Origin of the sequence: Pseudomonas sp. MH10 (assembly GCF_034353045.1) — a bacterium.
GTDB lineage: Bacteria > Pseudomonadota > Gammaproteobacteria > Pseudomonadales > Pseudomonadaceae > Aquipseudomonas.
Genome location: NZ_CP133783.1, coordinates 5,217,775 through 5,243,571 on the forward strand (window position 1 = coordinate 5,217,775; position 25,797 = coordinate 5,243,571).

The window sequence follows — 25,797 nt, forward strand, 5'->3', positions numbered from 1 at the left end:
CTCCTACGGATATCAATGAGGCACAGAAAATGTGAGTCGGGCGCCCTTGGTGGGCGCCCTGTCACTTACTGGCAAGCCTCGCAATCCGGCTCATCAATCGAGCAGGCTTTAGGCACTGGCGCTGGGCCGGCGGAGGTGAATTCCGATGGCTTTGGTGCCGCCAGAATCGAGTCGTCGCCGTGGTTGCCACTCGACACTGCGTTGAGCTTGCTGGTGCTGATGGTCGACTTCTCGGTGCTGGTCGCGGCCAGGGCACGGAGGTAGTAGGTGGTTTTCAGGCCACGGTACCAAGCCATGCGGTAGGTCACGTCGAGTTTCTTACCCGATGCGCCAGCGATGTACAGGTTCAGTGATTGAGCCTGGTCGATCCACTTTTGACGGCGGCTGGCCGCGTCGACGATCCACTTGGTTTCAACTTCGAACGCAGTGGCGTACAGCTCTTTAAGCTCCTGCGGGATGCGCTCGATTTGCTGTACGGAACCGTCGTAGTACTTCAGGTCGTTGATCATGACCGAGTCCCACAAGTTGCGAGCTTTGAGGTCGCGAACCAGGTACGGGTTGATCACGGTGAACTCGCCAGAAAGGTTCGATTTCACGTACAGGTTTTGATAGGTCGGTTCGATGGACTGCGATACGCCAGTGATGTTGGCGATGGTCGCGGTCGGTGCGATGGCCATGATGTTGGAGTTACGAATACCTTTCTGGACGCGGGCACGTACTGGCGCCCAATCCAGGGTTTCGTTCAGGTCAACGTCGATGTACTTCTGGCCACGCTGTTCGATCAGTATCTGTTGCGAATCCAGCGGCAGAATACCTTTGGACCACAACGAGCCTGGGAACGTCTCGTAAGCGCCGCGCTCATCGGCCAAGTCGCAAGAAGCCTGGATCGCGTAGTAGCTGACAGCTTCCATCGAACGGTCGGCAAACTCGACGGCAGCGTCGGAACCGTACGGCAGGTGTTGCAGGTACAGCGCGTCCTGGAAGCCCATGATGCCCAAGCCAACTGGACGGTGTTTGAGGTTCGAGTTACGGGCTTGCGGCACCGAGTAGTAGTTGATGTCGATCACGTTATCGAGCATTCGAACGGCGGTGTCGATGGTGCGCTTGAGCTTGGTGGTGTCCAGCTTGCCGTCCACGATGTGGTTCGGCAGGTTGATCGAGCCCAGGTTGCAAACGGCGATTTCGTCCTTGTTGGTGTTCAAGGTGATTTCAGTGCACAGGTTCGAGCTGTGAACCACGCCGACGTGTTGCTGCGGGCTGCGCAGGTTGCACGGGTCTTTGAAGGTCAACCAAGGGTGGCCGGTTTCGAACAGCATCGAGAGCATCTTGCGCCACAGGTCTTTGGCCTGGATGGTCTTGAACAGCTTGATGTTGTTGCCGTACTGGGTCAGCGCTTCGTAGTACTCGTAACGTTCCTGGAAGGCTTTACCGGTCAGGTCGTGCAAATCCGGCACTTCGGAAGGCGAGAACAGGGTCCACGGGCCGTCATCGAAGACGCGCTTCATGAACAGGTCAGGGATCCAGTTGGCAGTGTTCATGTCGTGGGTACGACGACGATCATCACCGGTATTCTTGCGCAGTTCGATGAACTCTTCGATGTCCATGTGCCAGGTTTCCAGGTAGGCACAGACCGCGCCTTTGCGTTTGCCGCCCTGGTTAACTGCAACAGCGGTGTCGTTCACGACTTTGAGGAACGGCACAACGCCTTGGGATTTGCCGTTGGTGCCCTTGATGTAAGAGCCCAGCGCGCGAACCGGCGTCCAGTCGTTACCCAGACCGCCCGCGAATTTGGAGAGCATGGCGTTGTCGTGGATGGCGTGGTAAATGCCCGACAGGTCATCTGGAACGGTGGTCAGGTAGCAGCTGGAAAGCTGTGGACGCTGAGTGCCGGCGTTGAACAAGGTTGGGGTCGACGACATGTAGTCGAACGACGACAACAAGTTGTAGAACTCGATGGCACGGTCTTCTTTGTTCTTTTCTTCAATTGCCAGGCCCATGGCCACGCGCATGAAGAAAATCTGCGGCAATTCGAAACGCACGCCATCCTTGTGGATGAAGTAACGGTCATACAGGGTTTGCAGGCCCAGGTAGGTGAACTGCTGATCGCGCTCGTGGTTGATCGCCTTGCCCAGTTTTTCCAGGTCGAAGGTCGCCAGGATCGGGTTCAGCAAATCGAACTGAATGCCTTTCGCGATGTAGGACGGCAGGGCTTTGGCGTACAGGTCGACCATTTCGTGGTGAGTGGCGCTGTCGGCTACTTCCAGGAAGCTCAAGCCTTCGGCACGCAAGGTGTCCATCAGCAGGCGAGCGGTCACGAACGAGTAGTTGGGCTCACGTTCTACCAAGGTCCGCGCGGTCATCACCAAGGCGGTGTTGACGTCTTTCAGTGCGACGCCGTCGTACAGGTTTTTCAGGGTTTCGCTTTGAATCAGGTTCGCGTCCACTTCCGCCAGACCTTCGCAGGCCTCGGTGACGATCGTGTTCAAGCGGCCCATGTCCAGCGGAGCAAGGCTGCCGTCGGCGCGGGTGATGCGAATCGAAGGGTGCGCCTGTACTGACTCATCCGTGGAGCGAACGGCACGTTCTTTGGCGCGGGAATCACGGTAGATCACGTAGTCACGGGCGACTTTCTGTTCGCCGGCGCGCATCAGGGCCAATTCAACCTGGTCCTGAATTTCTTCGATGTGGATAGTGCCGCCCGAAGGCATACGGCGTTTGAACGTGGTGCTGACCTGTTCAGTCAGGCGTGCAACGGTGTCATGTATACGCGACGAGGCAGCAGCGGTGCCGCCTTCAACTGCGAGGAACGCTTTGGTGATGGCGACGGTGATTTTGTCATCGGTATAAGGAACGACAGTGCCGTTGCGCTTGATCACGCGCAGCTGACCCGGGGCCGTGGCGGACAAATCCTGATGGGACTGGTCGGCATGCGGCGCATTGGTCGGCGAATTCTCGCGAGTTGTGTCTGTTTGCATGGGTGTCTCCACGTTCTCTATGTTTGTTTGGGCACTGAATACGTGCCCACCGTTCCGTGTTGAGGCAGTCAACCGACAAGCGTCGGCTGGAAAGACTTCAAAACGGATAAGGAAGGCTTTTGCCGCCATTCCCTGGCTTTGAAGTCGTAGGTTTCGGGTCAATGCCCGCTACCAGAAATCGAATGTAGGATGCTCGTCATTTGTTGCAACACGTGTGCCGAATTGCCCCGAGTGTTGAGGTAGAGCGGCTGCCATTCACTTGAGTGGTTTGGCGTACTGGAAAATGATGAATCTCAACCAAACCAACACAAGAAAACAGCTTGAAATTCTCGATTGAGTTGTGTCTGGTTTTAGGCGGTAAACGCTACATGTAGGGTTTTTTTCGCGCCGAGCTACAAGATAAAGCGTTTTGGGGCTCAATTGCAACGAGCCCCTGTGGATAAATCTGTGGGTAAATCATGTATGAAATCGGGAAAACCCGTGTAGGCCGCGAAACTGCTGGACTCAACCGTCTGTCACTGTTTTTTACGTCCTGAACAGCTTTTTGCGGGCGCGAACTCGATCACGAAAAACACCGATTTTGAGTGCAAATTGGCATGTCGTGTGCTTAGTGCGAGCTGTTGCTAAACTCGCCGTCGATCACCGGCGCTCTGACGCCCGATTCGCACGCTGTCTCTATTAATAAGAACAATGGCACAAGAGGTTACCCGTGGAACAAGAAGCCTGGCAGGTGCTGATTGTCGAGGACGATCAACGTCTGGCTGAACTGACCCGTGATTACCTGCAGGGCAATGGCCTGCGGGTTACGATTGAAGGTGATGGCGCCTTGGCGGTGGCGCGAATTATCGCCGAGCAGCCGGACCTGGTCATTCTCGACCTGATGTTGCCTGGGGAAGACGGCCTGAGCATTTGCCGTCGGGTCCGCCATCAATACGACGGGCCGATCCTGATGCTCACCGCGCGCACCGATGACACCGATCAAATCCAGGGCCTGGACATGGGCGCCGACGATTTCGTCTGCAAACCGGTGCACCCGCGTGTGCTGTTGGCGCGGATTCATGCGTTGTTGCGGCGCAGCGAAGCGGTTGAGCCAGAGTCCCTCCTCAAACCCGAAGAAAAACCACGGCGCCTGGTGTTTGGGCCTTTGGTCGTTGATAACGCCTTACGCGAAGCCTGGCTGGGCGACAGCAGCATCGAATTGACCAGCGCCGAGTTCGATTTGCTCTGGCTGCTGGTGGCCAACGCCGGGCGCATTTTGTCCCGGGAAGAAATTTTTACCGCACTGCGCGGGATCGGCTACGACGGCCAAGATCGGTCTATCGATGTACGTATTTCGCGGATTCGCCCGAAGATCGGCGACGACCCGATTCATCCACGCCTGATCAAGACTATCCGCAGCAAAGGCTATCTGTTTGTCCCAGAAGCCGCGCAAGACCCGACGTGCTACGTGATGAACCTCTGACGCCATGAACTCCATTTTCCTGCGTATTTATGGCGGCATGCTGGGCGTGTTGGTGCTGGTGGCCTTGCTGGGTGTCCTGACCCTGCATTTGGTCAACCAGGTGCGCGGCTCACAATACCGTGAGCAACTTGCCCACGGCACGTTCACGTTGATGGCCGATAACTTGAAGCCGATGATCGCCATTGATCGCCAGCGGGCATTGATTGCGTGGGAGCGGTTGATGGGGATTCCGTTAGAGCTGCGAGCCGTTAATGACACCCCCCTAGACAGCGGCGACCGAAGCCGCCTGTTGCGCGGCCAAGTGGTGGTCGAGCAGACCGGACCCCACGCGGCCAAGGTGTATAGCTTGGTCGGCAGCGATACCGAGCCGCTGGTGTTAAGCGGCGAAGTGCAGCAAATCAGCGAGCAGTTAGCTCGAGCAACGATTTACCTGTTGATCGACGAATTAGTGCGGGTTCCCGTTGAAGAGCAACCGCGACGTTTGGATGCCCTGAAGCTGGAAAAAGGTTTCGGCTTTGACCTGCGTTTGATCCGTCTCGATAAGGCCGATGTCGACGACGATCAGCGTCGACGGGTCAACGAAGGCGACACGGTGATGGCGCTGGGCAAGGGCGGCGATTCTATTCGTGTATTCGCCGGCATGGTCAACACGCCGTGGGTGCTGGAAATCGGCCCGCTGTACCAGATGAATCCTTATCCCCCTGAGTTGTTGGTGTTGATCGGCTTTCTGGGCCTGTGTTTGATCGGTCTGGTGGTGTACTTGCTGGTGCGTCGCCTCGAACGGCGTTTACTTGGATTGGAAGCCGCCGTCACGCGTATTGCCAAAGGCAGCCTGGAAACCCGTGTGCCGCCGTCGGGTGCGGATTCAGTCGGGCGATTGGCATCGGCGTTCAATGGCATGGCTGAGCATTTACAGCGGTCATTGACCATGCAGCGAGAGTTGGTGCGCGCGGTCTCCCACGAGTTGCGTACGCCAGTGGCCCGCTTGCGCTTTGGTTTGGAGATGATCGGCGAAGCCACCACCGATGAGGCCCGGGATAAGTACCGGGTCGGCATGGACAGCGATATTCAGGACCTCGACAAGCTGGTGGACGAGATGCTGACCTATGCGCGGTTAGAGCAGGGTTCGCCGACCTTGAACTTTCAGCGCATCGATCTGGACGCGTTGGTCGATCAGGTGATCGCCGAACTGGCGCCCTTGCGCGCCAACGTCACCGTCAGTCGCGGCCAATGCCTCACGTCGGCCGATAACGACGGCGCCTGGGTCGAGGCCGAGCCGCGTTATCTGCACCGTGCCCTACAAAATCTGGTGAGCAACGCCATGCGCCACGCGGAAACTCAGGTCAGTGTCAGTTACCACGTGGGGCCGGTGCGCTGCCGCATCGATATTGAGGACGACGGTCCCGGGGTCCCGGAGAGCGCTTGGGAACGAATTTTCACCCCGTTCATGCGGTTGGATGACAGTCGTACCCGAGCCTCAGGTGGCCATGGGCTTGGGTTGTCGATTGTGCGGCGGATTATCCACTGGCACGGCGGCCGGGCGCTGATTGGTAACAGCGCGAACCTGGGCGGCGCCTGTTTCAGTCTCGCGTGGCCACGTCAGCAGGGCAAAACTTGATTCAACTCGCTGCGATGCTGACCAGGCTCAGCAGTTGGCCGTCCTGAAGGCTGAATTGGGCGTCCAGTTCGCAGCCGCTGCGCCATTGGCTGGACAAATCCACCAGCAAACGCAGGCGAGCGCTGCCGTCGGTTGACCACTCCAGCAATTGAGCGTCTTCGAAGTAAAAGCGTTTTTGCACCAGAGGGTAGAGCGCTTTGAACAGGCTTTCTTTCACCGAAAACGTCAGGGTCACCAGCAAGGCAATCTGCTCGGCTGGGCCCGCAGCCATGCGCTGCAATTCTTCGGCGGTAAGGATCTCCCCGGCCAGACGCTGGGCGCGTTCGCGGTCGAGAAGATTTTCCATGTCCATGCCAAGACCACGCCACTGTGCTCGCTGCCCGACGATGGCCGCTGCCCAGCCATGGCTGTGGGTGATCGAACCACAGATATCCACAGGCCAGACGGGGGCGCGGTCTTCGCCAATGCTCGGCACATAATAACGGCCATCCAGCCGCCGCAACGCTTCCCGGGCGCAGAGCCGGCCGGCGAGAAACTCGGCCTGACGCTTAGCAACGGAGCGCTGGATGCTGGCGGGGGAATCAATAGTGCAGCGCTGGAAGTCGCCCTCCAACAGGCGCTGCGGATCAAACCCGCCACTGACCATCACCACGCCGGGCACGGCACGAGGCAATAGCCAATGGGCGTTTAATACGGGGCAACAGGCGGGGAGGGTCGTTGGCTGGTTCATGCCCGGCATTTTGCCTCAGATAAGTAGAGACACCCAACCTCTGTAGGAGCCAACGTGTTGGCGAGGCGGTGTGTCAGACAGACCGCGCCAAGCTTCTCGCCAACACGTTGTCTCCTACAGAATTAACCAAACACCTTTTTCAAGAACGCCTGCATATCTGCCCAAGAACTCTGATCGGCGGCTTTGTCGTAGGCGATGTTCGGGGCGTCTTTGCCCTTGCCCAGCCGGTCCGCATCGGGGTTGCTGAAGCCATGTTTGGCGCCATCGATACCGACAAACTTATAATCGACCCCGGCGTTGTCCATTTCCGACTTGAAGGCCACGACGCTGTCCGGTGTCACCATGGTGTCGTCGTTGCCATGCTCAACCAGAATCTTGGTTTTGATGCTGCCCGGTGTGGCCGGTATCTTGGTGGCCAGCATGCCGTGGAAACTCACCACGCCCACCAACGGTTCGCCACGACGGGCCGCATCCAGCACTACGCCACCGCCGAAGCAGTAACCGATCGCGGCAATTTTTGCCGGGTCGGTTTGGGGTTGCTTTTTCAACTGCGCAAGCCCCGCGTCAAAACGCTGGGCGGCGGCGGTGCTATTTTTCATCGCGGCCATCATGAACGTCATGGCGTCTTTAGGGTGCTCGGTGTTCTTGCCCTTGCCGTACATATCGACGGCCATGGCGCTGTAACCCAAGGCGGCAAGCGCGCGAGCGCGGCCCTTGGCGTAATCGTTCAAGCCCCACCACTCATGCAGCACCAGCACGCCAGGGCGCTGACCCTTGATCGCATCGTCGTAAGCGTAATAACCAACGAGCTGGGTGCCGTCGCCGCTTTGATAGTTGATGGTTTGGGTTTTTACTTCGGCCTGGGCCACGCTGGCAAGGCCCATCATTGCTAATGCTGTCCATAAACGCATGGTTCATACCCCTGTGATTTTTATAAAAGGCGTGTAAGACGTCGCTCCGTCAAACAGCCTAGACGATTGTGCTGCACTGTCTTGGGCTGAATCCGTTCAGGATAAGTTCAGGGCACGTTCAGGGTGGGTTCAGGGCGCAGTGATTAGTCTGACCGCGTACCCAAATGCGCCCGGCGCGAGAGGACCTACTGATGCTCACCTTAAACAAACTGTTTTTCGCATTAGCTTTTCTCGGCGGCAGCGCTGCTGTGCAAGCTGAAAACCTTCCCGGTGCGCTGGTGCGCGCCAACGCTGGTGAGCGAATCAACAAAGCCAACGCGGGTTTGCAAACCGCTGAATATCACTATTACTCAGCCACTCGGAACATTTCTGGCACTCACAACGGTATTAAGGTGAGCCCGTCCGCGTTGCTTGGCAGCTTCGATCCGAAGCATCGCCCGACGTATATCTTTTAACTGTTAACAGACTGCCGCTGGACATTTTTTGCCCAGACCGCACACTTAGCGCTCCGGGCGCAGTGCAATGGGTCTGTTGAATTAGCCTTAGCCTTGAGAGGAATGATTTTGCCTGGGAGAGCCGCATGAAACTGCTGGTGGTAGAAGATGAAGCGTTACTACGCCATCACCTGCAGACACGCCTGACCGAAAGTGGTCACGTGGTCGAAGCCGTGGCCAATGCCGAAGAGGCGTTGTACCAGGCAGAGCAGTTCAACCATGACTTGGCGGTAATCGACCTGGGTTTACCCGGTATGGGTGGACTGGACCTGATTCGTCAGTTCCGTGCCCAGGGTAAGGCGTTTCCTATTTTGATTCTGACGGCCCGTGGCAACTGGCAAGACAAAGTGGAAGGATTGGCGGCCGGTGCAGATGATTACGTGGTCAAGCCGTTCCAGTTTGAAGAGTTGGAGGCGCGCCTCAATGCATTGTTGCGCCGCTCCAGTGGCTTCACGCAATCGACTATTATTGCTGGGCCTTTGCTGCTGGATTTGAATCGCAAGCAAGCGTCCCTTGATGAGCAGCCTTTGGCGCTGACGGCTTACGAATACCGGATTCTCGAATACCTGATGCGCCACCATCAGCAGGTGGTGGCCAAGGAGCGGTTGATGGAGCAACTCTATCCTGACGACGACGAGCGCGATCCGAACGTGATCGAAGTGCTGGTCGGCCGTTTGCGCCGCAAGCTGGAGGGTGAGTCAGGCTTCAAACCCATCGATACCGTGCGTGGCTTGGGTTACTTGTTCACTGAGCGCTGTAAATGATTCGATCGCTACGAGTGCGATTGATGCTGGCGGCAGCGATGCTGGCAGTGATCTTCATGCTCGCGACGTTACCGGCGCTGCAAGGCGCCTACAGCCTCGCGCTGGAAGACGCCATCGAGCAGCGCTTGGCGTCTGATGTCACCACCTTGATCTCCGCCGCCAGGGTCGAAGACGGTCACTTGATGATGCCGTTGATGTTGCCGGGCGAGCAGTTCAACCTGCCGGACAGCCGCCTGCTGGGCTACATCTACGACCGCAATGGTCAGTTGGTCTGGCGTTCTCGGGCCACCGAAGACGAAAACATCAACTACCACCCTCGGTATGACGGCACGGGTAATGAGTTCGCCAAGATCAAAGAACCCAATGGCGAAGAGTTTTTCGTCTACGACGTTGAAATCAAACTGTTGGGCGGGCGCAATGCAGCGTTCAGCATCGTCGCACTACAACCGGTGCGCGAATACCAAGTGATCATTGCCGGGCTGCGGGAGAAGCTTTACCTGGGCTTCGGCGCGGCGTTGCTGGTTTTGCTGATCCTGCTCTGGGCCGGGTTGACCTGGGGCTTGCGTGCCTTGAAGGGTTTGAGTCAAGAGTTGGACCAAGTGGAGGCCGGCTCTCGCGAAAGCCTGAGCGAGGAGCACCCCCGTGAACTGCTGCGTCTGACCGGCTCACTGAACCGATTGCTGCTCAGCGAACGCGAGCAACGCATCCGTTATCGCGACTCATTGGGTGATTTGGCCCACAGCCTGAAGACCCCGTTGGCGGTACTCCAAGGCGTCAGCGAAACCATCGCCAAACGCCCGGAAGACCTGGAGCAGGCGCGTATTCTGCAATCGCAGATCGAGCGCATGAGCCAGCAGATCGACTATCAATTGCAACGGGCCAGTTTGCGTAAAAGTGGTCTGGTCCGGCACCACGTTAGCTTAAGACCGGTGGTGGAGAGCCTGTGTAACACCTTGGATAAGGTCTATCGCGACAAGCAGGTGAACGTCATTGTCGATCTACCAGATGATTATCTGGTGCCGATGGAGCAGGGCGCTTTGCTGGAAATGCTCGGTAATCTGCTGGAAAACGCTTATCGGCTGTGCCTCAGCCGGGTGCGCATCAGCCTGCGTCCGTCGATGAGTGGCGATGAACTGTGCATCGAGGACGACGGCCCCGGTGTTCCCGAAAGCCAGCGGGCGCGCATTCTGCAACGCGGTGAACGCCTGGATCGGCAGAACCCAGGCCAAGGCATCGGTCTGGCCGTGGTCAAAGACATCATCGAGAGCTACAACGCACGCTTGACCCTCAGCGACTCATCTCTGGGCGGCGCGGCCTTTTATATTCACTTTCTTGCCAAGTGAATCTTGTAGGCGATCAGTGCGCAGCACCCACAAGTGAACTGCGCCCCAAAAGTTCGACAGTGACTGACTAAGCTACGCCTCCTGCGTGCGGTATGCGCCTGGGGTCAGGCCGGTCCACTTTTTGAATGCGCGGTGAAAGGCGGAGGGCTCGGAAAAGCCAAGCTGTTCGGCGATCTGTTGCAACGAAAGCTCGGCGCGGCTCAGGTGATAAATCGCCATGTCGCGGCGCAGTTGGTCTTTCAAACCCTGAAAACTGGTGCCTTCTTCCCGCAAGTGCCGACGCAAGGTCTGTGGGCTGATGTGCAGGTGTTCAGCGACGTTCTCCAGGTCCGGCCAGCGGCTGCAATCACGGCTGAGCAGGTGCCGCAATTGGTTGCTCAAACTATCGCCATCATCCGGGCGGGCCAGCAGGTCGGCGGGAGAGCGTTCGAGGAAGCGCTTAAGGGTGCGTTCGTCTTGCAGCAGCGGCAGGCTCAAGTACCTTGCATGAAACAGCAGGCTGGTGCTTTGGGCATCAAACACAATCGGGCAGGGAAACAACAGGTCGTATTCGCTGGCATGCTGCGGTTTCCCGTAGCGGAATGTCGCCTGTTCCAGACGAATCCGCTGGCCGATCAGCCAACTGCCAAGTCGATGCCAGATCACCAGCAGACACTCGCTCAAAAAGTGCTCCGGGTCCCGGAGGGTTGAGTCATCCAGACTCAATCGTGCCCAGTCGCCCTCCCGGCGCAAACTCAAACGCGGGGCGTGCGGGAATAAGCTATAAAACAATAAGCCGCGTTCGAGGGATTTTTCCAGGCTGCGGCAGTGGATCAAGGCATGGCACATCATGGCGAACGTCCCACGTTTGCTCGGAGCCTGACCGAATCCCATGTACTCATCATCCATCGCCTGCCAAAGCAGCTGAATCAGGCGAGCGAACTGTTCGGGCGCGATGCGGGCACGGGGCTCGCCTAACCATTCAGGTTGGATACCCGATTGCAGCAGCAGCTGCGAACATTCCATACCTTGGCGTTGCGCGCCACCGAGGGCCGCGCGGGCGAAATGACTGGCAATAGTGCGTTGGCGCATAGGTGGCTCATCCGTGGACTGGCCAGATAGTAGTCATCGTTCTGACAGTGAACAAGGCGGATATCCGCCAATGCGAGTGCTATATTTGCTTCGTTCGGCGGAAAACCGCCACGTTTTCAGTTGATAACAGCGGCCAATGGCTAGGTTTTCCCCGAATTCATTGGCGTGTAGGGCAGTTTCAAAAGATGGCATACGCTTTGCGATAGGCCGGAGAGGTTTGCGAACGGTCTGCCCCCGCAACTCGACAAAACAAATCCCTCCAGTGCAGGAGGGTTAAGCGGTTTAAGTGTCGCGCGCATCAGATGGATGATGCCCAGCGGTGCTCTTGAGGAACTTCGCAATGACGACTCGTCAGCCCTTGTATAAATCCCTGTATTTTCAGGTGATCGTAGCCATTGTTATCGGTGTGCTGATCGGTCACTTCTACCCTCAAACCGGCGTTGCGCTCAAGCCGCTGGGTGACGGGTTCATCAAACTGATCAAAATGATCATCGCCCCAATCATCTTCTGTACGGTCGTCAGCGGTATTGCCGGCATGCAGACCATGAAGTCGGTGGGCAAAACCGGCGGTTATGCGCTGCTGTACTTCGAAGTTGTCTCCACCATCGCCCTGCTAGTGGGCCTGGTAGTGGTCAACGTCGTGCAGCCGGGTGCTGGCATGCACATCGACCCTTCCAAGCTGGATGCTTCCAAAGTTGCGGCTTATGTCGCGGCCGGTGCGGATCAAAGCGTTATCAGCTTCATCCTGAACATCATTCCAAACACCATCTTCAGTGCGTTCGCCACCGGCGACATTCTGCAGGTCCTGATGTTCTCGGTTATCTTCGGCTTCGCCCTTCACCGCTTGGGTGCCTACGGCAAACCGCTGCTGGACTTCATTGATCGCTTCGCCCACGTGATGTTCAACATCATCAACATGATCATGAAGCTCGCGCCACTGGGTGCCTTTGGTGCCATGGCCTTCACCATCGGTGCCTACGGTGTCGGTTCGTTGGTGCAGCTCGGTCAGTTGATGCTGTGCTTCTACATCACCTGCGTTCTGTTCGTACTGGTCGTGCTGGGCGCCATCGCTCGCGCACACGGCTTCAGCGTCATCAAAGTCATCCGTTACATCCGTGAAGAACTGCTGATCGTACTTGGCACCTCTTCGTCGGAATCTGCTTTGCCACGCATGCTGGTGAAGATGGAGCGTTTGGGCGCCAAGAAGTCGGTCGTGGGTCTGGTCATTCCGACCGGTTACTCGTTCAACCTCGACGGCACCGCGATCTACCTGACCATGGCGGCCGTGTTCATCGCTCAGGCGACTGACACCCACATGGACATCACCCACCAGATCACCTTGCTGGTGGTGTTGTTGCTGTCCTCCAAAGGCGCCGCCGGTGTAACCGGTAGTGGCTTCATCGTGTTGGCCGCAACGCTGTCCGCAGTGGGCACCTTGCCAGTTGCCGGTCTGGCGCTGATTCTCGGCATCGACCGTTTCATGTCGGAAGCCCGCGCGTTGACCAACTTGGTCGGTAACGCCGTAGCGACACTGGTCGTGGCCAAGTGGGTCGGTGAACTGGACGAAACTCAGATGCACACTGAGCTGGCTTCCGGTGGTCGTCCGATCACCAATACCGGGCCAGAAGACGATCTGGGTGTGACCGAAGGTAAGATCCCAACGCCTGCTGCATCGCGTGAAACTGTCTAACACTCAGTAGCAACGCAATAAAAACCCATCTTCGGATGGGTTTTTTTATGGGTAGAAATTAGATAAGGCTTTACTCAACGCGCATCTCGCCACTGAACACCAGCGTCTCTCGACAGCGCCGACACAAATACCGCCGGCCTTGCCGAACCAGCGAATGACGTTGCGCGGAAAACGCAAAGTCGCTGTTGATGCACGGACAACGGTAAATGTAGCGCGTTACGCTGCGCCGCTTGATGGCGTAGGTGTGGCAGCGGTTAGGCGGCAACTCATACACGCCTCGCATAATCAGTTGCCACTCTTCGCCATGGGGCTGGATACGCTCGCCGAACAACTGATGGGCGATCAAGTGCGCCACTTCGTGGGCAACCGTTTGCTTGAGAAAATCGTCGCGGTTTTCTCGGTAAAGCTGGGGGTTAAAGCGCAGCAAATTCTCATGCAGATGGGCCACGCCGGCTTTTTGACCGCGCAGTTTGAGGCTGACCACTGGGCGTTTGAAGGTGCGCTTGAAAAAAGTTTCGGCTTGCTGATAACAGACTTCAACGCGGGATGTAATGTGCTCGGGCATTCTTAAGGGCTCTCCAGAGGTGGCAAGTATGCCGCAAAGCCCCGGCTGGCCGAAAACTGAAGCCGCCCAATGGTCATCAAAAACAACTGAGCCGCCAAAAGGGCGGCTCATCATCTCGTGTTGTGCAGGCTTGCAATGTCATCAGTTGGTGTATTCGGGCCCTACCCCGATACCCCACAACACGACGGTGAACGCCATGATCGCGACCAGTACCACTAAACCAACAGCCAGTACCGAGGTGGAGAACATAAAACCTTCATCCGAGTGGATGTTCATGAATGTCGGCAAACCGACGTACAGCAGATAGACCGTGTAGCAGATCGCCGCTACACCGATGACCATTCCCAGCCACATGTGCGGATAAATTGCCGCTAATCCGCCGATAAACAGTGGTGACGCGGTGTACGTCGCAAAGGCGACGCAGCGCGCGGGGCTCGGGTTGGCGTCATAGGTACGTGCCATCCAGTGTATGAAGCCACCCATCACCGCCACGCCCAAGAGCATGGCGACGTAGGACATTACCGTCATCCACAGTGCACTTTCATGGGTCAGCATCACCGGCGCTCGACTGCCAATGACCCAACCTACCTGGGTAGTGCCTATATAAGCGGCTACAGCGGGAATCGCCGCAAGTATTAAAGTGTGAGTCAGGTACATGTGGCTGATGGTTTCTTCCTTATCGCCACGTATGTGTTGCCACTCGCGATCGGGATGGGTAAACAATCCCAAAACGTGATTTATCATGCCGTCACTCCTTTTATTATTGACCGTCGCCCCCCAGCGGAGCGCCTGTCGGGCCAAGCGCTCGGCAGGTGTAAGGCCACAGCCTTGATGCAGCAACGGATGCGACCTTATGTCGCAGTATAGGAACGCTAGTTACACTGCTTTAGAGCAATTCGCGCTCTAAGCAGTGCTGTTAATCGCGACGCGCTATTAAGTTTGTGCGCCACATTAGATGCGGTGCTAACGATGTTGCGCGACGGTACGGGTGGAAGCGAAGTGTCGGATAAAACAAATCCGGCATGCATCCGCTTGGGGTGTCGCGTAAAATGCCGGCCTTTTCCGAGTAACCAGTAGCGGATATCAGCATCATGGGCATCCTTTCAGTTCACCAGAATAAAGTGCAGAAGCGCCTGCGCCGCCTCGCTGGCGAAGCCGTGGCTGATTTCAAGATGATTGAACCGGGCGACAAGGTGATGGTGTGCCTGTCGGGCGGTAAAGACAGCTACACCTTGCTCGACGTGCTGATGCATTTTCAAAAAGTCGCTCCGGTGCGCTTCGATATCGTCGCGGTGAACATGGATCAAAAGCAGCCGGGCTTCCCCGAGCACGTGCTGCCTGCTTATTTTGAGGCCTTGGGCGTTGAGTACCACATCATCGAGAAAGACACCTATTCGGTGGTCAAGGAACTGATCCCGGAAGGTAAGACCACGTGTTCGCTGTGCTCACGCTTGCGCCGTGGGACGCTGTACACCTATGCCGATGAAATCGGCGCGACCAAGATGGCGCTGGGGCATCATCGCGATGACATCATTGAAACGTTCTTCCTGAACCTGTTCTTCAACGGTACGCTCAAGGCCATGCCGCCCAAGCTGCGGGCCGATGACGGGCGTAACGTGGTGATTCGGCCGTTGGCGTACTGCGCTGAAAAAGATATTCAGGCATTTGCCGACTTCAAGGGTTTCCCGATCATCCCCTGTAACTTGTGTGGCTCCCAGGAGAACCTTCAGCGCCAAGTGGTCAAGGACATGCTGGCGGACTGGGAAAGCAAAACCCCGGGCCGTACTGAAAGTATCTTTAGTGCGCTACAAAACGTCCAGCCGTCGCAATTGGCGGACCGTAACCTGTTCGACTTCACCCAACTGCGTATCGATGAAACCGCAGCTTCGCGCTTCGTCAACGTTACGAACCTTTAGGAACGGCATGCGCGACTACAAATGGCTTCTCGAATATAACCTGAACCGCTTTGGCTCGACCGCCGCCCTCGAAGCCCATTTACCCGACCCAAGATCCGCCGCGCAATTGCGCAAAATCGGCAACGACCGTTACCTGTCGGCGTTGGCACAGAGGGTGTTCCGTGCAGGGCTCAAGCACAGCCTGGTCGATGCCAAATGGCCGACGTTCGAGGAGGTATTTTTTCGTTTTGATCCGGAAAAAGTAGTGTTGATGGGCGCTGAGCACCTTGAGCGATTAATGCAAGACGCGCGGATCATTCGGCACCTGGGCAAATTGAAGAGCGTGCCGCGTAATGCTCAGATGATTCTGGACATCAGCAAAGAACATGGCAGCTTCGGTAATTTCATCGCCGATTGGCCGGTGACCGATATCGTGGGCTTGTGGAAGTACCTGTCCAAACACGGTTACCAACTGGGCGGCATGTCGGCGCCGAGTTTCTTGCGGATGGTGGGCAAAGACACCTTCATCCCGACCTACGACATGGTGGCGGGACTCAACGCTCAGGGCATCATCGACCGCGTGCCCACCAGTCTCAAAGACTTGGCTGCGGTGCAGGGCGCCTTTAACCAGTGGCACGCCGAGAGCGGGCGGCCGATGTGTCAGCTGTCGATGATGCTGGCGTATACGGTGAATCATTGATTGGCTGAGGATTGAAGATGTTTTGATTTCTGTGGGAGCGAATTCATTCGCGAAAGCGTCGGTACATTCGGCACCGTCTTCGCGAATGAATTCGCCTCAGCAGAGATAGAGATTGCCAGCTGCCTTCAAACCGCTCCTTCACCCGCCAACTTGCGGTTGTACTGAAAGCGCCACCTGACGTACAGCAACGCGCTGGTGAACACTGCCACGCTAACGAGCATTTCCAGGGCGCCAAATACGCTGCGGTGTGGGTCAAAGACCGCCAATACGCCTTTGATGAAGTACAGATTCACCACAAAGCACGTCCACGAATGGCCACGTGCACTGCCCGTGAGCATGCCCGGTAACAGCAGAAGCAACGGCACCAGCTCAATGATCAGGATCACCCACGGGCGGGCGCCATGCCGGTCGGCAAAGATCAGGTAATACCCGGCCAGCAGCAGCATCAGAGCAAAAAAGCAGATCAGGCTGACAACCCGTGTCAGCCGAACCCGCGGCTCCAGCCATTCCAGCGCGGGTAAGACTTTAGGTGCTTTAGCCACGAGGCGTCTCCAGCAGTACGGCGGTTTTAGCCAAGCGTTGGCCCAAGGCCCTACACAAGGTGATTTCGTGCGGGTCCAGTGCGCGTTTGCCGTCGGCACCGGCATGGTGGCTTGCGCCATACGGCGTTCCGCCGCCGCTGGTTTCCAGTAAGGCGGCTTCGCTGTAAGGCAAGCCGGTCACGAGCATGCCGTGGTGCAGCAGCGGTAGCAGCATCGACATCAACGTGGTTTCCTGGCCGCCGTGCAGGCTGGCGGTGGAGGTGAACACGCTGGCAGGCTTACCGACCAACGCGCCGGTCAGCCACAAGGTGCTGGTGCCGTCGAGAAAGTATTTAAGCGGCGCGGCCATATTGCCGAAGCGTGTCGGGCTGCCTAACGCCAAGCCGGAGCAGTTTTTCAGGTCGTCGAGGCTGGCATACAACGCGCCGGTCTCTGGGATGCTCGGTGCGACGGCTTCTATCTCCGAAGAAATCGCCGGCACGGTGCGCAGCCGCGCTTCCATGCCGCCCACCTCGATTCCGCGGCCGATTTGCCGAGCCATCTCGCTGGTCGAGCCATTGCGGCTGTAATACAGAACCAAAATGTAGGGTGCGCTCACGAGAGAATCTCCAGCACGTTTTCTGGCGGCCGGCCAATGACGGCTTTTTCACCGACCACCAGAATCGGCCGTTCTATCAATTTGGGATGGGCCGCCATGGCCGCGATCAACTGCTCGTCTGTCAGGCTGGAATCGGCCAGGTTGAAGGTTTTATAGTCGTCTTCGCCGGTACGCAGTAACGCCCGGGCGCTGATGCCCAGCTTGCGCAGCAGATCGCGCAGTTGCGCGGCGTCCGGCGGCGTTTCCAGGTAACGGATGATGGTCGGTGTAAGGCCGCGCGCTTCGAGCAGTTCCAGCGCCCCGCGGGATTTCGAACAGCGCGGGTTGTGATAAAGCGTCATGTCGGTCATTTGCGGGTCGCATCTTGCGTAAGGTGGCGGCTATTCTACATCCGTGACGACCGCTGCTGAACCTTGAGGTGACCGGGGCGGTTATTTGTCGCAGTTAACCTGAATATTTTGGTGAAGGAGGGTCACATGGTAAGGCGATGGGTAGCAGCAGTGACGCTTCTCGGCAGTGTGTTGCTCAGCGGTTGTGGCGTGGACCTGGGGCCTGATCAGAACGGGCACAAGGTCGCCAGCGAGCAGGTCGACAAGCATTGGCTGGTTATCAACTATTGGGCGGAGTGGTGCGGTCCGTGTCGCACCGAGATCCCCGAGCTGAATGCATTGGCGAAACAGCTTAAAGACCAAAAAGTGAGCGTCTTCGGGGTTAATTTTGACGGCTTGCAAGGCGATGACTTGAAGTCAGCCAGCGCCGCGCTGGGCATTGGCTTTACCGTATTGGCCCAAGATCCGGCCGATCATTACGACTTGCCCCACAGCGAAGCGTTGCCGGTGACTTACATCATCGACGACAAGGGCAAAGTGCGCGAAACGTTACTGGGTGAGCAGACGGCAGCGGGTGTCAGCCAGCGGTTGGCGGCGTTGCGCGGAGAGGGGTGAGTGTTTGGCAGGTAAACCGCAAGATGGCCTTCGCGAACAAGTTCGCTCCCACAGAAGTATCGACATTCAGTGAGAGCCTATTTCCTGTCAGCAATTTCAGGCTGGTGGGAGCGAACGTGTTCGCGAAGGCGACAGGTCAAACGCCACTGAATCAGCTGTCTTCTAACCAAAACCGCAGCGGTTTGCCTTCTTCTGGCCATAGGCGCAGTTGTTCGATGGGGGAGATATCCCAGCGTTGGACTTTGGTCAGGGCGTCGAGGAAGCGTTGTTCCTGTTCCATCAATGCCGGCGAGCAAACCCGGCGGGTGCTGCCGACCATGCCAAAGTGAAATCTCTCGCCGTCTTGCGCATACGGCGCAAACCAATGGTTGCAGCCGGCGTTGCCATAGGCGCGGCCGTCTTTGCCTAAGGTCATGGTCAGGTGGCTACGGTCTACCAGGGGGCGTTCGCCAATCCATTCCAGCAAATAGCTGTGATCGTGCTGCACGCCCGGTGGCTCGGCGGCGCAGCCTAACAGGGTGCTGCCCAGCAGACCCAGCAGGACAGCACGCCTCATGTTGCTTGCTCTTGGCATTTGCGGCAAAAGTGCCTGTCGCCCTCAGTTTGCCACCCCAACTCGGCAACGCGAGCGGCGGCTGCCGGCTTTTGCGCCTTGGTACCGAGCTTGGCGTCGACGGCAAATTCGAACTTCAACTCGACCTGGCATCCGTTGCAGTTGATCTGCCACTGGTGAATCGCCAGTTCTGCGAATGCCGGGCCTTGGGCCACCGCGACCCATTGGCCACGAGGGTTGATCAAGTGACGAACCTTTTCGACGGTCAGGCGCATGGACAAGTCCTTGCTGCCTTTGAGTGTGACCAAAAGCACATCATCGGCGTGAATCGAGCCGCCGTTGCCGGTGACTTGATAGCGTCCAGGCGCCAGGGCGCGGACTTCGGTCAAGGTGTGTTGTGGGTTAAGCAGGCTGTAGCGGAAATCGTGTTCGACCATGGGTCCTCCAAATCTGCGCGCATCCTACCAGTTTTTAGCCCTCTACCAGATTCTGTGGTGACCCCTGCGCCCAGCGGGCAATGTTGTCCAGGGTTGTCTGGGCAATAGCGCCCAGTGCCTCCCGGGTCAAGAACGCCTGATGTGCAGTGATGATCACATTCGGGAACGTCAACAGCCGCGCCAACACGTCATCTTGCAACGGCTGGTCAGAGCGGTCTTCGAAGAACAGTTTTGCCTCTTCTTCATAGACATCTAGCCCGAGGTAACCAAGTTGCCCGCTTTTCAGCGCTTCAATCAAGGCCGGCGTATCAACCAGCGCCCCGCGTCCGGTGTTGATCAACATTGCGCCAGGCTGCATCTGCGCCAACGTCGCACTGTTAATAAGGTGCTTGCTTTGAGTGGTCAGCGGACAGTGCAGGCTGATGATCTGTGACTGCGCCAACAACTCTGGCAGGCTCAGATAACGTGCGCCGAGCGCTTCGACAACCGGATTTGGATAAGGGTCGTAGGCGAGCAGGCTGCAGCCAAACCCGGCCATGATTCGGGCGAAGGTCGCGCCAATCTGGCCGGTGCCGACGATGCCGACGGTCTTACCCACCAAGTCGAAACCGGTCAGTCCATGCAAGCTGAAGTCGCCATCGCGGGTGCGGTTATACGCGCGGTGCAAGTGCCGGTTCAACGCCAGAATCAAGGCCACGGCGTGTTCGGCCACGGCATGGGGAGAGTAGGCGGGGACTCGCACCACGCTGAGCCCGAGCGTGTGCGCAGCCAGCAAATCGACGTGGTTGTAACCCGCCGAGCGCAGGGCGATCAAGCGTGTACCGCCCGCCGCCAGATGCTCCAACACCGGCGCACTGAGGTCGTCATTGATAAAGGCGCACACCACCGGATGGCGGTCGGCCAGCGCAACAGTGTCGAGGTTCAGGCGTGCAGGTTGAAAGTGCAGGTCCACGCCGTTGGGCAAGGTGGCGGCGAGAAAGCTTTCGCGGTCGTAGTTCTGGCTGCTGAAGACGAGGGTACGCATAACAAAACCTCATTGGCGGTGATGTTTAATGAGGTGTGCCTGAAAAACCGCCTTCGTCGGCAAGCCTACTCCCACAAGTATTCGTTCGACACAAGATATAACCGATTCATTTGAAGCAGTTATTGCTTTGGATCAAGCACTCACGCGGGCTTCCATGGCCAGCCGATTGATGGCCATGGCCAGTTCGTCTAGGGCTGCGTCGGCTTCCGGTGCGTCTTTCTTGAGCAAGGTTTCGCTGCGTTGGCAGGCCGCGCGTAATTGCGGGACGCCGCAATAGCGGGTCGCGCCGTGTAAGCGATGCACGCGTTCGATCAGTGCCGACGTGTCCCCGGCTTCCCGGGCGTTGCGGATGGCTTCGCGGTCGGTGTCCAGCGATGCAAGGAGCATGGCCAGCATGTCCGCCGCTAAATCCGCTTTGCCCGCCGCCAGACGCAAACCTTCCTCATGGTCAAGCACGTGCAGGTCGACGCTGTTTCGCGCCTGTTCGTTCTGCCGCTCGGGGGCTTGGTTGCGCAGTGCGAGGCCGGTCCACTTAAGCACCACCTGGGCCAATTGCCGCTCGCTAATCGGCTTGGTGAGGTAATCGTCCATGCCGCTTTGCAGCAGTGCGCGTTTTTCATTGGCCATGGCGTGGGCGGTGAGGGCGACGATCGGCAGCGAAGTGCTTTGGCGCTCGACTTCCCAGGCGCGAATCGCTTCAGTGGCCTGGCGCCCGTCCATGCCCGGCATCTGCACGTCCATCAGCACCAAGTCGAAGGCTTCCTTCTGCACCGCATTCACCGCGGCGTAACCGCTGTCGACTGCCACGACGTCAGCGCCCATGTCTTCGAGTAGTGTTTGCACGAGCAACAGGTTGGCGGGGTTGTCGTCGACACACAGCAGGCGCGGCGCCCGGCTCGATAACGGTTCGGCGGTATCGCTGCGTTGCTGTCTGGGCTGGATCAGTTCCGACAAGGCGCGACGTAATTTACGCGTACACGCGGGCTTGGCCTGCAACTGGCTCTGGGCGTTGGGCACGGCCAGCTGGAATTGCGCCTGTTCGGTGGTTGGGCAGAGCACCAACACCTTACAACCGAGGTTCTCCAAGTCCCAAATATGCTGACGCAAACGTTCAGGCGGCAATTCATGGGCGGTGATGCCCAGCACGGCCAAGTCGATCGCTTGCGGCGTTTCGTGGGCGGCGGTGACGCCGTTGATCAGGCTTTCGAGGTTGTTGAACGTAACGGCTTCAAGGCCACAATCTTCCAATTGATGCTGCAGGGCCTGGCGCGCCAATTCGTGATTTTCCAGCACCGCGACCCGCCGGCCGAGCAGCGGCGCAGACGGTAAGTCCTCCAGGTCGCCTCGAGTTTTTGGCAGGTTCAAGCTGATCCAGAATTCCGAGCCTTCGCCCGGCGTACTGTCGACGCCGATTTCGCCGCCCATCTGTTCGATCAAGCGCTTGGAGATCACCAGCCCCAGCCCGGTGCCGCCCGGTTGCCGGGACAGCGAGTTATCCGCCTGACTGAACGCTTGAAACAGCGCGCGGACGTCTTGGCTGGAGAGACCGATGCCGGTGTCCTGCACACTGATTCGCAGTTGCACGCTGTCTTCTTGCTCATCTTCGAGCATGGCGCGGGCGACGATGGTCCCTTCGCGGGTGAACTTGATCGCGTTGCTTACCAGGTTGGTGAGAATTTGCTTGAGCCGCAGCGGATCACCCAGCAACGCCAAGGGCGTGTCGCGGTACACCAGACTCACCAGTTCCAGCTGTTTGGCGTGGGCGGCCGGGGCGAGAATGGTCAGCGTGTCTTGGAGCAGATCCCGCAGATTGAAAGGGATGCTGTCGAGGACCAACTTGCCGGCTTCGATTTTCGAGAAGTCGAGAATCTCGTTGATGATACTCAACAGGCTGTCGGCGGACTTTTCGATGGTGCCCAGATAATCCAACTGACGCGGAGTCATTTCACTTTTTTGGAGTAAATGGGTGAACCCGAGAATTCCGTTAAGCGGCGTTCGAATCTCATGACTCATGTTGGCGAGGAATTCAGATTTGATGCGGCTGGCTTCCAACGCTTCTTTGCGCGCAAGGTCCAGTTCGATGTTCTGGATTTCGATGGTTTCCAGATTTTGCCGAACGTCTTCCGTGGCTTGATCAATGCTGTGTTGCAGTTCTTCCTGGGCATTTTGCAGGGTGGCCGCCATACGATTGATGCCCGAGGCCAGCTCGTCCAGCTCCAGGCTGCCCAAGGGTGGCAGTCGAACTTCCAGATTGCCGTCTTTCAATTGCGCCACGGCGACTTTGATGCGGCTGATGGGCACGCTGATGGTGCGGCTCATGCGTAACGCCACAATCGCCGTCAGAATCAGCCCGGTGGCGATCAGCAACAAGCTGGCGAACAGGCTGCGATAGCCACGTAGCAGCGTGCCGGTGTGGGACAGTTCAATTTCGACCCAACCCAACAGGCGGTCGGCTTCCTCGGGAATCATCTCGCCGGTCAGGTGGCGTTGACGACCAAATACCGGCAATAAAAAGCGCGTGGCGTCGTTGCCCGAGCGTTGCAGCAGGTGCGTACTGTTTCCGACAGGCTGTTGGTTGATCATGCTGGGTCCGGCATGGGACAGCATGGTGCGGTCCGCGTCCAGAAACGAGACGGATCGCACGTCACCGAACTCCAATGCTTGCCCGGCAATACGCTCGAGCAACGCATGGTCATTGCGGCCCATTGCGGGGGCCGCCAGCGGTGCCAGCTCTTCGGCGATCATTTCGCCGCGCTGTAGCAACTGAGCTTGCAGGTCTGACAGTTGCATCCACGTAAAATAGCCGCCAAGAACTCCGGCCATCAGCAACGCTGGAACCAGGGTCAACAGCAATACACGGCCTTTAATACCCAGCTTGTTCAGCACGCTATCTCTCCAGCATCCAAGCCAACATGTTCAAGACACGCAGTGTAGCGAGTTGCTTACGCGCGATCACCCTCCCTGTAGGAGTCGGCGTTTAAGTCCCGATATAGCCTTCAGTTATAGCCCGCGCATTTTGCGTGATATGGGGTTTTGACGTTTGCCGTTATGATAGGCGCCCCCGCAGTCTGGATTGCGAAAACGCCATGACCTTGCAGTATCAAACCATCGCCGATTGCGTCGGCAACACCCCGCTGGTGCGTTTACAACGCCTGGCCGGTAACACCACCAATACCCTGCTGTTGAAGCTTGAGGGCAACAACCCGGCTGGCTCGGTGAAAGACCGCCCGGCGCTGTCGATGATTACCCGCGCCGAGTTGCGTGGGCAAATCCATCAGGGCGACACCTTGATCGAAGCGACCTCTGGCAACACCGGCATTGCACTGGCCATGGCCGCTGCGATCAAAGGCTACCGGATGATTTTGATCATGCCGGACAACTCCAGCGCCGAGCGCAAGGCGGCGATGACTGCCTATGGCGCCGAGCTGATTCTGGTCAGCAAGGAGCAGGGCATGGAAGGCGCCCGCGACCTTGCCCAGAGGATGCAGACCGAAGGCCGCGGCAAGGTACTCGATCAATTCGCCAACGGTGATAACCCCCAAGCGCATTACACCAGCACCGGCCCGGAAATCTGGCGGCAGACCGGTGGCACCATCACGCACTTCATCAGCTCTATGGGCACCACCGGCACCATCATGGGTGTCTCGCGGTACCTCAAGGAGCAGAATTGCGCCGTACAGATCATCGGCTTGCAGCCCATGGACGGTGCGTCTATTCCGGGTATCCGGCGCTGGCCGCAAGAGTACCTGCCGAAAATCTACCAAGCAGACCGCGTGGACCGAATCGTCGACATGGCCCAAGCCGAAGCCGAAGACGTCATGCGCCGGCTGGCTCGCGAAGAAGGCATCTTCTGTGGCGTGTCTTCAGGCGGTGCGGTGGCCGGTATGTTGCGCTTATCCCAAGAAGTCGAGAACGCGGTCATGGTCGCTATCATCTGTGACCGAGGCGACCGTTACCTGTCGACCGGCGTTTACGACGAACCTAACTGATGGCCAAGCAAGAGCGTGGCCTGCGATTTCAGCCCACCGGCGGCACCAAAGCGCCGCAAGTGCCCACCGGTAAAAAACAACGTCTGACCATTGAGCGACTAGCCAATGACGGCCGGGGCATCGCCTTTGTTGAAGGCCGTACCTGGTTTGTCGCCGGCAGCCTGGCCGGTGAAGAGGTGGAAGCCCGCGTGCTGAACGCCCACGGTAAAGTCGTCGAAGCACGCACTGAACGGATATTTCAAGCCAGCGCCATGCGTCGACCGGCACCCTGTGTGCATTTCGGGCGATGCGGTGGTTGCAGCGTTCAGCATATTTCCCATGACGATCAGCTTGCCCTGAAACAGCGCATGCTCGCCGAGCAATTGACGCGTGTCGCAGGGGTCGAGCCCGATGAGTGGGCGCCGCCGTTGACCGGCCCTGAATTTGCCTACCGTCGCCGGGCGCGGGTCGCTGTACGTTGGGACGCCAAAGCCAAACGTCTGGACGTAGGGTTCCGTGCCGCGTCGAGTCAAGACATCGTGGGCGTCGATGAATGCCCGGTGCTGGTACAGGCTTTGCAGCCAATCATGGCGCAATTGCCAGCCATGTTGCGGCAGTTCAGCAAACCGCAGGTGTTGGGCCACGTTGAACTGTTTAGTGGTTCATCGACCGCCGTATTGTTACGTCATACCGCGCCGTTGACCGAGGCCGATCTGGCGTTGCTGCAAGGGTTTTGCGCTGCGCACCACGCGCAGCTGTGGCTGCACGGTGAGGGTGAACCGCAACCGGTGGACCCGACGCAGGCCTTGGGTTATCGACTTGAGCAGTGGAACTTGCAGTTGGCGTACCGACCTGGCGATTTCATACAGGTCAACGCCGCCGTCAACGCGGCGATGATTGGCCAGGCAATGGAATGGCTGGCGCCGCAGGCCGATGAGCGTATTCTCGATCTGTTCTGCGGGCTCGGTAATTTTGCGTTGCCGCTGGCCAAGCAGGCCCGCGAAGTGGTGGCGGTGGAGGGTGTTGCGACCATGGTCGAACGTGCCTCGGCCAATGCAATGAGTAATGATCTGCATAATGTGAAGTTCGTTCAGGCGGATTTGTCACAGCCCTTGGCAGACGTGGGCTGGGCCGCAGAGCGTTTTTCTGCGGTGCTCTTGGACCCGCCACGCGACGGTGCTATGGAGGTTGTACGCAAGGTTTCTGCGTTAGGTGCCGAACGGTTGCTGTATGTGTCATGCAACCCGGCAACTTTAGCGCGCGACACTGTCGAATTGATCAAACAGGGCTACCGATTAAAACGTGCCGGTATCCTCGATATGTTTCCGCAGACGGCGCATGTCGAGGCTATGGCGTTATTTGAGGCGAGTAAGTAAGCAGTACGGCTCAAGAAATGAGCCGGCCGTTTACAGGGAATCTCGTTTAATCCGACTGGCCCGCGAACGCACAGCCCTTGCCTGCCCAGCAAGAGGCGTTTGCTCAAGAAGGCCAGCGACTGAAGGCGCTTTTTATC

Annotated in this window: 24 protein-coding genes; 11 read left to right on the forward strand and 13 right to left on the reverse strand. The window is 57.9% G+C overall.

Going from position 1 to position 25,797, the window contains the following annotated elements; genetic code table 11:
• Positions 1-65 precede the first annotated feature (65 nt).
• Positions 66-2,975, reverse strand: coding sequence for a ribonucleoside-diphosphate reductase subunit alpha (locus RHM59_RS23595; RefSeq protein ID WP_322285533.1), 2,910 nt, complete (start codon positions 2,973-2,975; stop codon positions 66-68).
• 709 nt (positions 2,976-3,684) lie between these two features.
• Between RHM59_RS23595 and RHM59_RS23600 the strand changes: the two genes are divergently transcribed.
• A complete protein-coding gene (locus tag RHM59_RS23600) occupies positions 3,685-4,437 on the forward strand; it encodes a response regulator (RefSeq protein ID WP_322285534.1) in 753 nt (250 codons plus the stop codon).
• A 4-nt stretch (positions 4,438-4,441) separates the two neighbouring features.
• Positions 4,442-6,055: an ATP-binding protein gene (locus RHM59_RS23605; RefSeq protein ID WP_322185236.1), complete on the forward strand. Its 1,614-nt coding sequence runs from the start codon at positions 4,442-4,444 to the stop codon at positions 6,053-6,055.
• A gap of 1 nt (position 6,056) precedes the next feature.
• Here RHM59_RS23605 and RHM59_RS23610 read toward each other — a convergent pair whose 3' ends face one another.
• Together RHM59_RS23610 and RHM59_RS23615 are read right to left on the reverse strand one after the other, a co-directional pair.
• Positions 6,057-6,785 (reverse strand): 4'-phosphopantetheinyl transferase family protein, encoded by a 729-nt coding sequence (locus tag RHM59_RS23610; RefSeq protein ID WP_322285535.1) that lies wholly within the window; start codon positions 6,783-6,785, stop codon positions 6,057-6,059.
• Positions 6,786-6,907: 122 nt separating this feature from the next.
• On the reverse strand, positions 6,908-7,696 hold the full coding sequence (locus RHM59_RS23615) for a dienelactone hydrolase family protein (RefSeq protein WP_322285536.1): 789 nt from the start codon (positions 7,694-7,696) through the stop codon (positions 6,908-6,910).
• Between the two features lie 191 nt (positions 7,697-7,887).
• Here RHM59_RS23615 and RHM59_RS23620 point away from each other — a divergent pair, with 191 nt between their 5' ends.
• The 3 genes from RHM59_RS23620 to RHM59_RS23630 all read left to right on the forward strand — a co-directional run bounded on the left by RHM59_RS23620 (position 7,888) and on the right by RHM59_RS23630 (position 10,297).
• Positions 7,888-8,151 carry a hypothetical protein gene (locus tag RHM59_RS23620; protein WP_322285537.1) on the forward strand — a complete coding sequence of 88 codons (264 nt, stop codon included), beginning with the start codon at positions 7,888-7,890 and terminating at the stop codon, positions 8,149-8,151.
• 125 nt (positions 8,152-8,276) lie between these two features.
• Positions 8,277-8,954 (forward strand): response regulator, encoded by a 678-nt coding sequence (locus RHM59_RS23625; protein WP_322285538.1) that lies wholly within the window; start codon positions 8,277-8,279, stop codon positions 8,952-8,954.
• Positions 8,951-10,297 (forward strand): ATP-binding protein, encoded by a 1,347-nt coding sequence (locus tag RHM59_RS23630; protein WP_322285539.1) that lies wholly within the window; start codon positions 8,951-8,953, stop codon positions 10,295-10,297. Before RHM59_RS23625 ends, RHM59_RS23630 begins: the two co-directional genes overlap by 4 nt.
• A 72-nt stretch (positions 10,298-10,369) precedes the next feature.
• Here the strand turns inward: RHM59_RS23630 and RHM59_RS23635 are convergent, their stop codons facing one another.
• Entirely contained in the window at positions 10,370-11,368 is a 999-nt protein-coding gene (locus RHM59_RS23635; RefSeq protein WP_322285540.1) for an AraC family transcriptional regulator, read from the reverse strand.
• Positions 11,369-11,708: 340 nt separating this feature from the next.
• Between RHM59_RS23635 and RHM59_RS23640 the strand changes: the two genes are divergently transcribed.
• Complete coding sequence (locus RHM59_RS23640; RefSeq protein WP_322185242.1) at positions 11,709-13,058, forward strand: dicarboxylate/amino acid:cation symporter; 1,350 nt, start codon at positions 11,709-11,711, stop codon at positions 13,056-13,058.
• A gap of 70 nt (positions 13,059-13,128) precedes the next feature.
• Here the strand turns inward: RHM59_RS23640 and RHM59_RS23645 are convergent, their stop codons facing one another.
• Positions 13,129-13,623, reverse strand: a complete 495-nt coding sequence (locus RHM59_RS23645; protein ID WP_322165653.1) for a SprT family zinc-dependent metalloprotease — start codon at positions 13,621-13,623, stop codon at positions 13,129-13,131.
• A gap of 141 nt (positions 13,624-13,764) precedes the next feature.
• The gene (locus RHM59_RS23650) at positions 13,765-14,367 is read right to left on the reverse strand and encodes a Yip1 family protein (RefSeq protein ID WP_322285541.1); all 603 of its coding nucleotides are present in this window, start codon (positions 14,365-14,367) and stop codon (positions 13,765-13,767) included.
• A 347-nt stretch (positions 14,368-14,714) separates the two neighbouring features.
• On the opposite strand from RHM59_RS23650, the gene ttcA reads away from it, so the two are divergent.
• Positions 14,715-15,539, forward strand: a complete 825-nt coding sequence (gene ttcA / locus RHM59_RS23655) for a tRNA 2-thiocytidine(32) synthetase TtcA (protein ID WP_322165651.1) — start codon at positions 14,715-14,717, stop codon at positions 15,537-15,539.
• Positions 15,540-15,546: 7 nt separating this feature from the next.
• On the forward strand, positions 15,547-16,218 hold the full coding sequence (locus RHM59_RS23660; RefSeq protein ID WP_322165650.1) for a DNA-3-methyladenine glycosylase I: 672 nt from the start codon (positions 15,547-15,549) through the stop codon (positions 16,216-16,218).
• Between the two features lie 125 nt (positions 16,219-16,343).
• Here RHM59_RS23660 and RHM59_RS23665 read toward each other — a convergent pair whose 3' ends face one another.
• From RHM59_RS23665 to arsC, 3 genes are read right to left on the reverse strand one after another with little or no spacing between them, the layout of a single operon-like run.
• Positions 16,344-16,760, reverse strand: coding sequence for a DUF2069 domain-containing protein (locus RHM59_RS23665; protein ID WP_322285542.1), 417 nt, complete (start codon positions 16,758-16,760; stop codon positions 16,344-16,346).
• Positions 16,753-17,358 (reverse strand): NAD(P)H:quinone oxidoreductase, encoded by a 606-nt coding sequence (gene wrbA / locus RHM59_RS23670; RefSeq protein ID WP_322285543.1) that lies wholly within the window; start codon positions 17,356-17,358, stop codon positions 16,753-16,755. Before wrbA ends, RHM59_RS23665 begins: the two co-directional genes overlap by 8 nt.
• Complete coding sequence (arsC, locus tag RHM59_RS23675; RefSeq protein ID WP_322285544.1) at positions 17,355-17,708, reverse strand: arsenate reductase (glutaredoxin); 354 nt, start codon at positions 17,706-17,708, stop codon at positions 17,355-17,357. The genes wrbA and arsC overlap by 4 nt, the downstream gene beginning before the upstream one ends.
• 126 nt (positions 17,709-17,834) lie before the next feature.
• Here arsC and RHM59_RS23680 point away from each other — a divergent pair, with 126 nt between their 5' ends.
• Positions 17,835-18,302 (forward strand): TlpA disulfide reductase family protein, encoded by a 468-nt coding sequence (locus RHM59_RS23680; RefSeq protein ID WP_322165646.1) that lies wholly within the window; start codon positions 17,835-17,837, stop codon positions 18,300-18,302.
• A 151-nt stretch (positions 18,303-18,453) separates the two neighbouring features.
• Here RHM59_RS23680 and RHM59_RS23685 read toward each other — a convergent pair whose 3' ends face one another.
• The 4 genes from RHM59_RS23685 to RHM59_RS23700 all read right to left on the reverse strand — a co-directional run bounded on the left by RHM59_RS23685 (position 18,454) and on the right by RHM59_RS23700 (position 23,202).
• Positions 18,454-18,858 (reverse strand): META domain-containing protein, encoded by a 405-nt coding sequence (locus RHM59_RS23685; RefSeq protein WP_322165645.1) that lies wholly within the window; start codon positions 18,856-18,858, stop codon positions 18,454-18,456.
• Entirely contained in the window at positions 18,855-19,292 is a 438-nt protein-coding gene (locus tag RHM59_RS23690; protein WP_322285545.1) for a hypothetical protein, read from the reverse strand. The genes RHM59_RS23685 and RHM59_RS23690 overlap by 4 nt, the downstream gene beginning before the upstream one ends.
• 34 nt (positions 19,293-19,326) lie before the next feature.
• On the reverse strand, positions 19,327-20,316 hold the full coding sequence (locus RHM59_RS23695) for a 2-hydroxyacid dehydrogenase (RefSeq protein WP_322285546.1): 990 nt from the start codon (positions 20,314-20,316) through the stop codon (positions 19,327-19,329).
• Between the two features lie 132 nt (positions 20,317-20,448).
• Positions 20,449-23,202, reverse strand: a complete 2,754-nt coding sequence (locus RHM59_RS23700) for a response regulator (protein WP_322285547.1) — start codon at positions 23,200-23,202, stop codon at positions 20,449-20,451.
• 200 nt (positions 23,203-23,402) lie between these two features.
• On the opposite strand from RHM59_RS23700, the gene cysM reads away from it, so the two are divergent.
• Both cysM and rlmD read left to right on the forward strand, forming a co-directional pair.
• Positions 23,403-24,305 carry a cysteine synthase CysM gene (gene cysM / locus RHM59_RS23705; protein WP_322285548.1) on the forward strand — a complete coding sequence of 301 codons (903 nt, stop codon included), beginning with the start codon at positions 23,403-23,405 and terminating at the stop codon, positions 24,303-24,305.
• Positions 24,305-25,660 carry a 23S rRNA (uracil(1939)-C(5))-methyltransferase RlmD gene (gene rlmD / locus RHM59_RS23710; protein WP_322285549.1) on the forward strand — a complete coding sequence of 452 codons (1,356 nt, stop codon included), beginning with the start codon at positions 24,305-24,307 and terminating at the stop codon, positions 25,658-25,660. Before cysM ends, rlmD begins: the two co-directional genes overlap by 1 nt.
• Positions 25,661-25,797 lie beyond the last annotated feature (137 nt).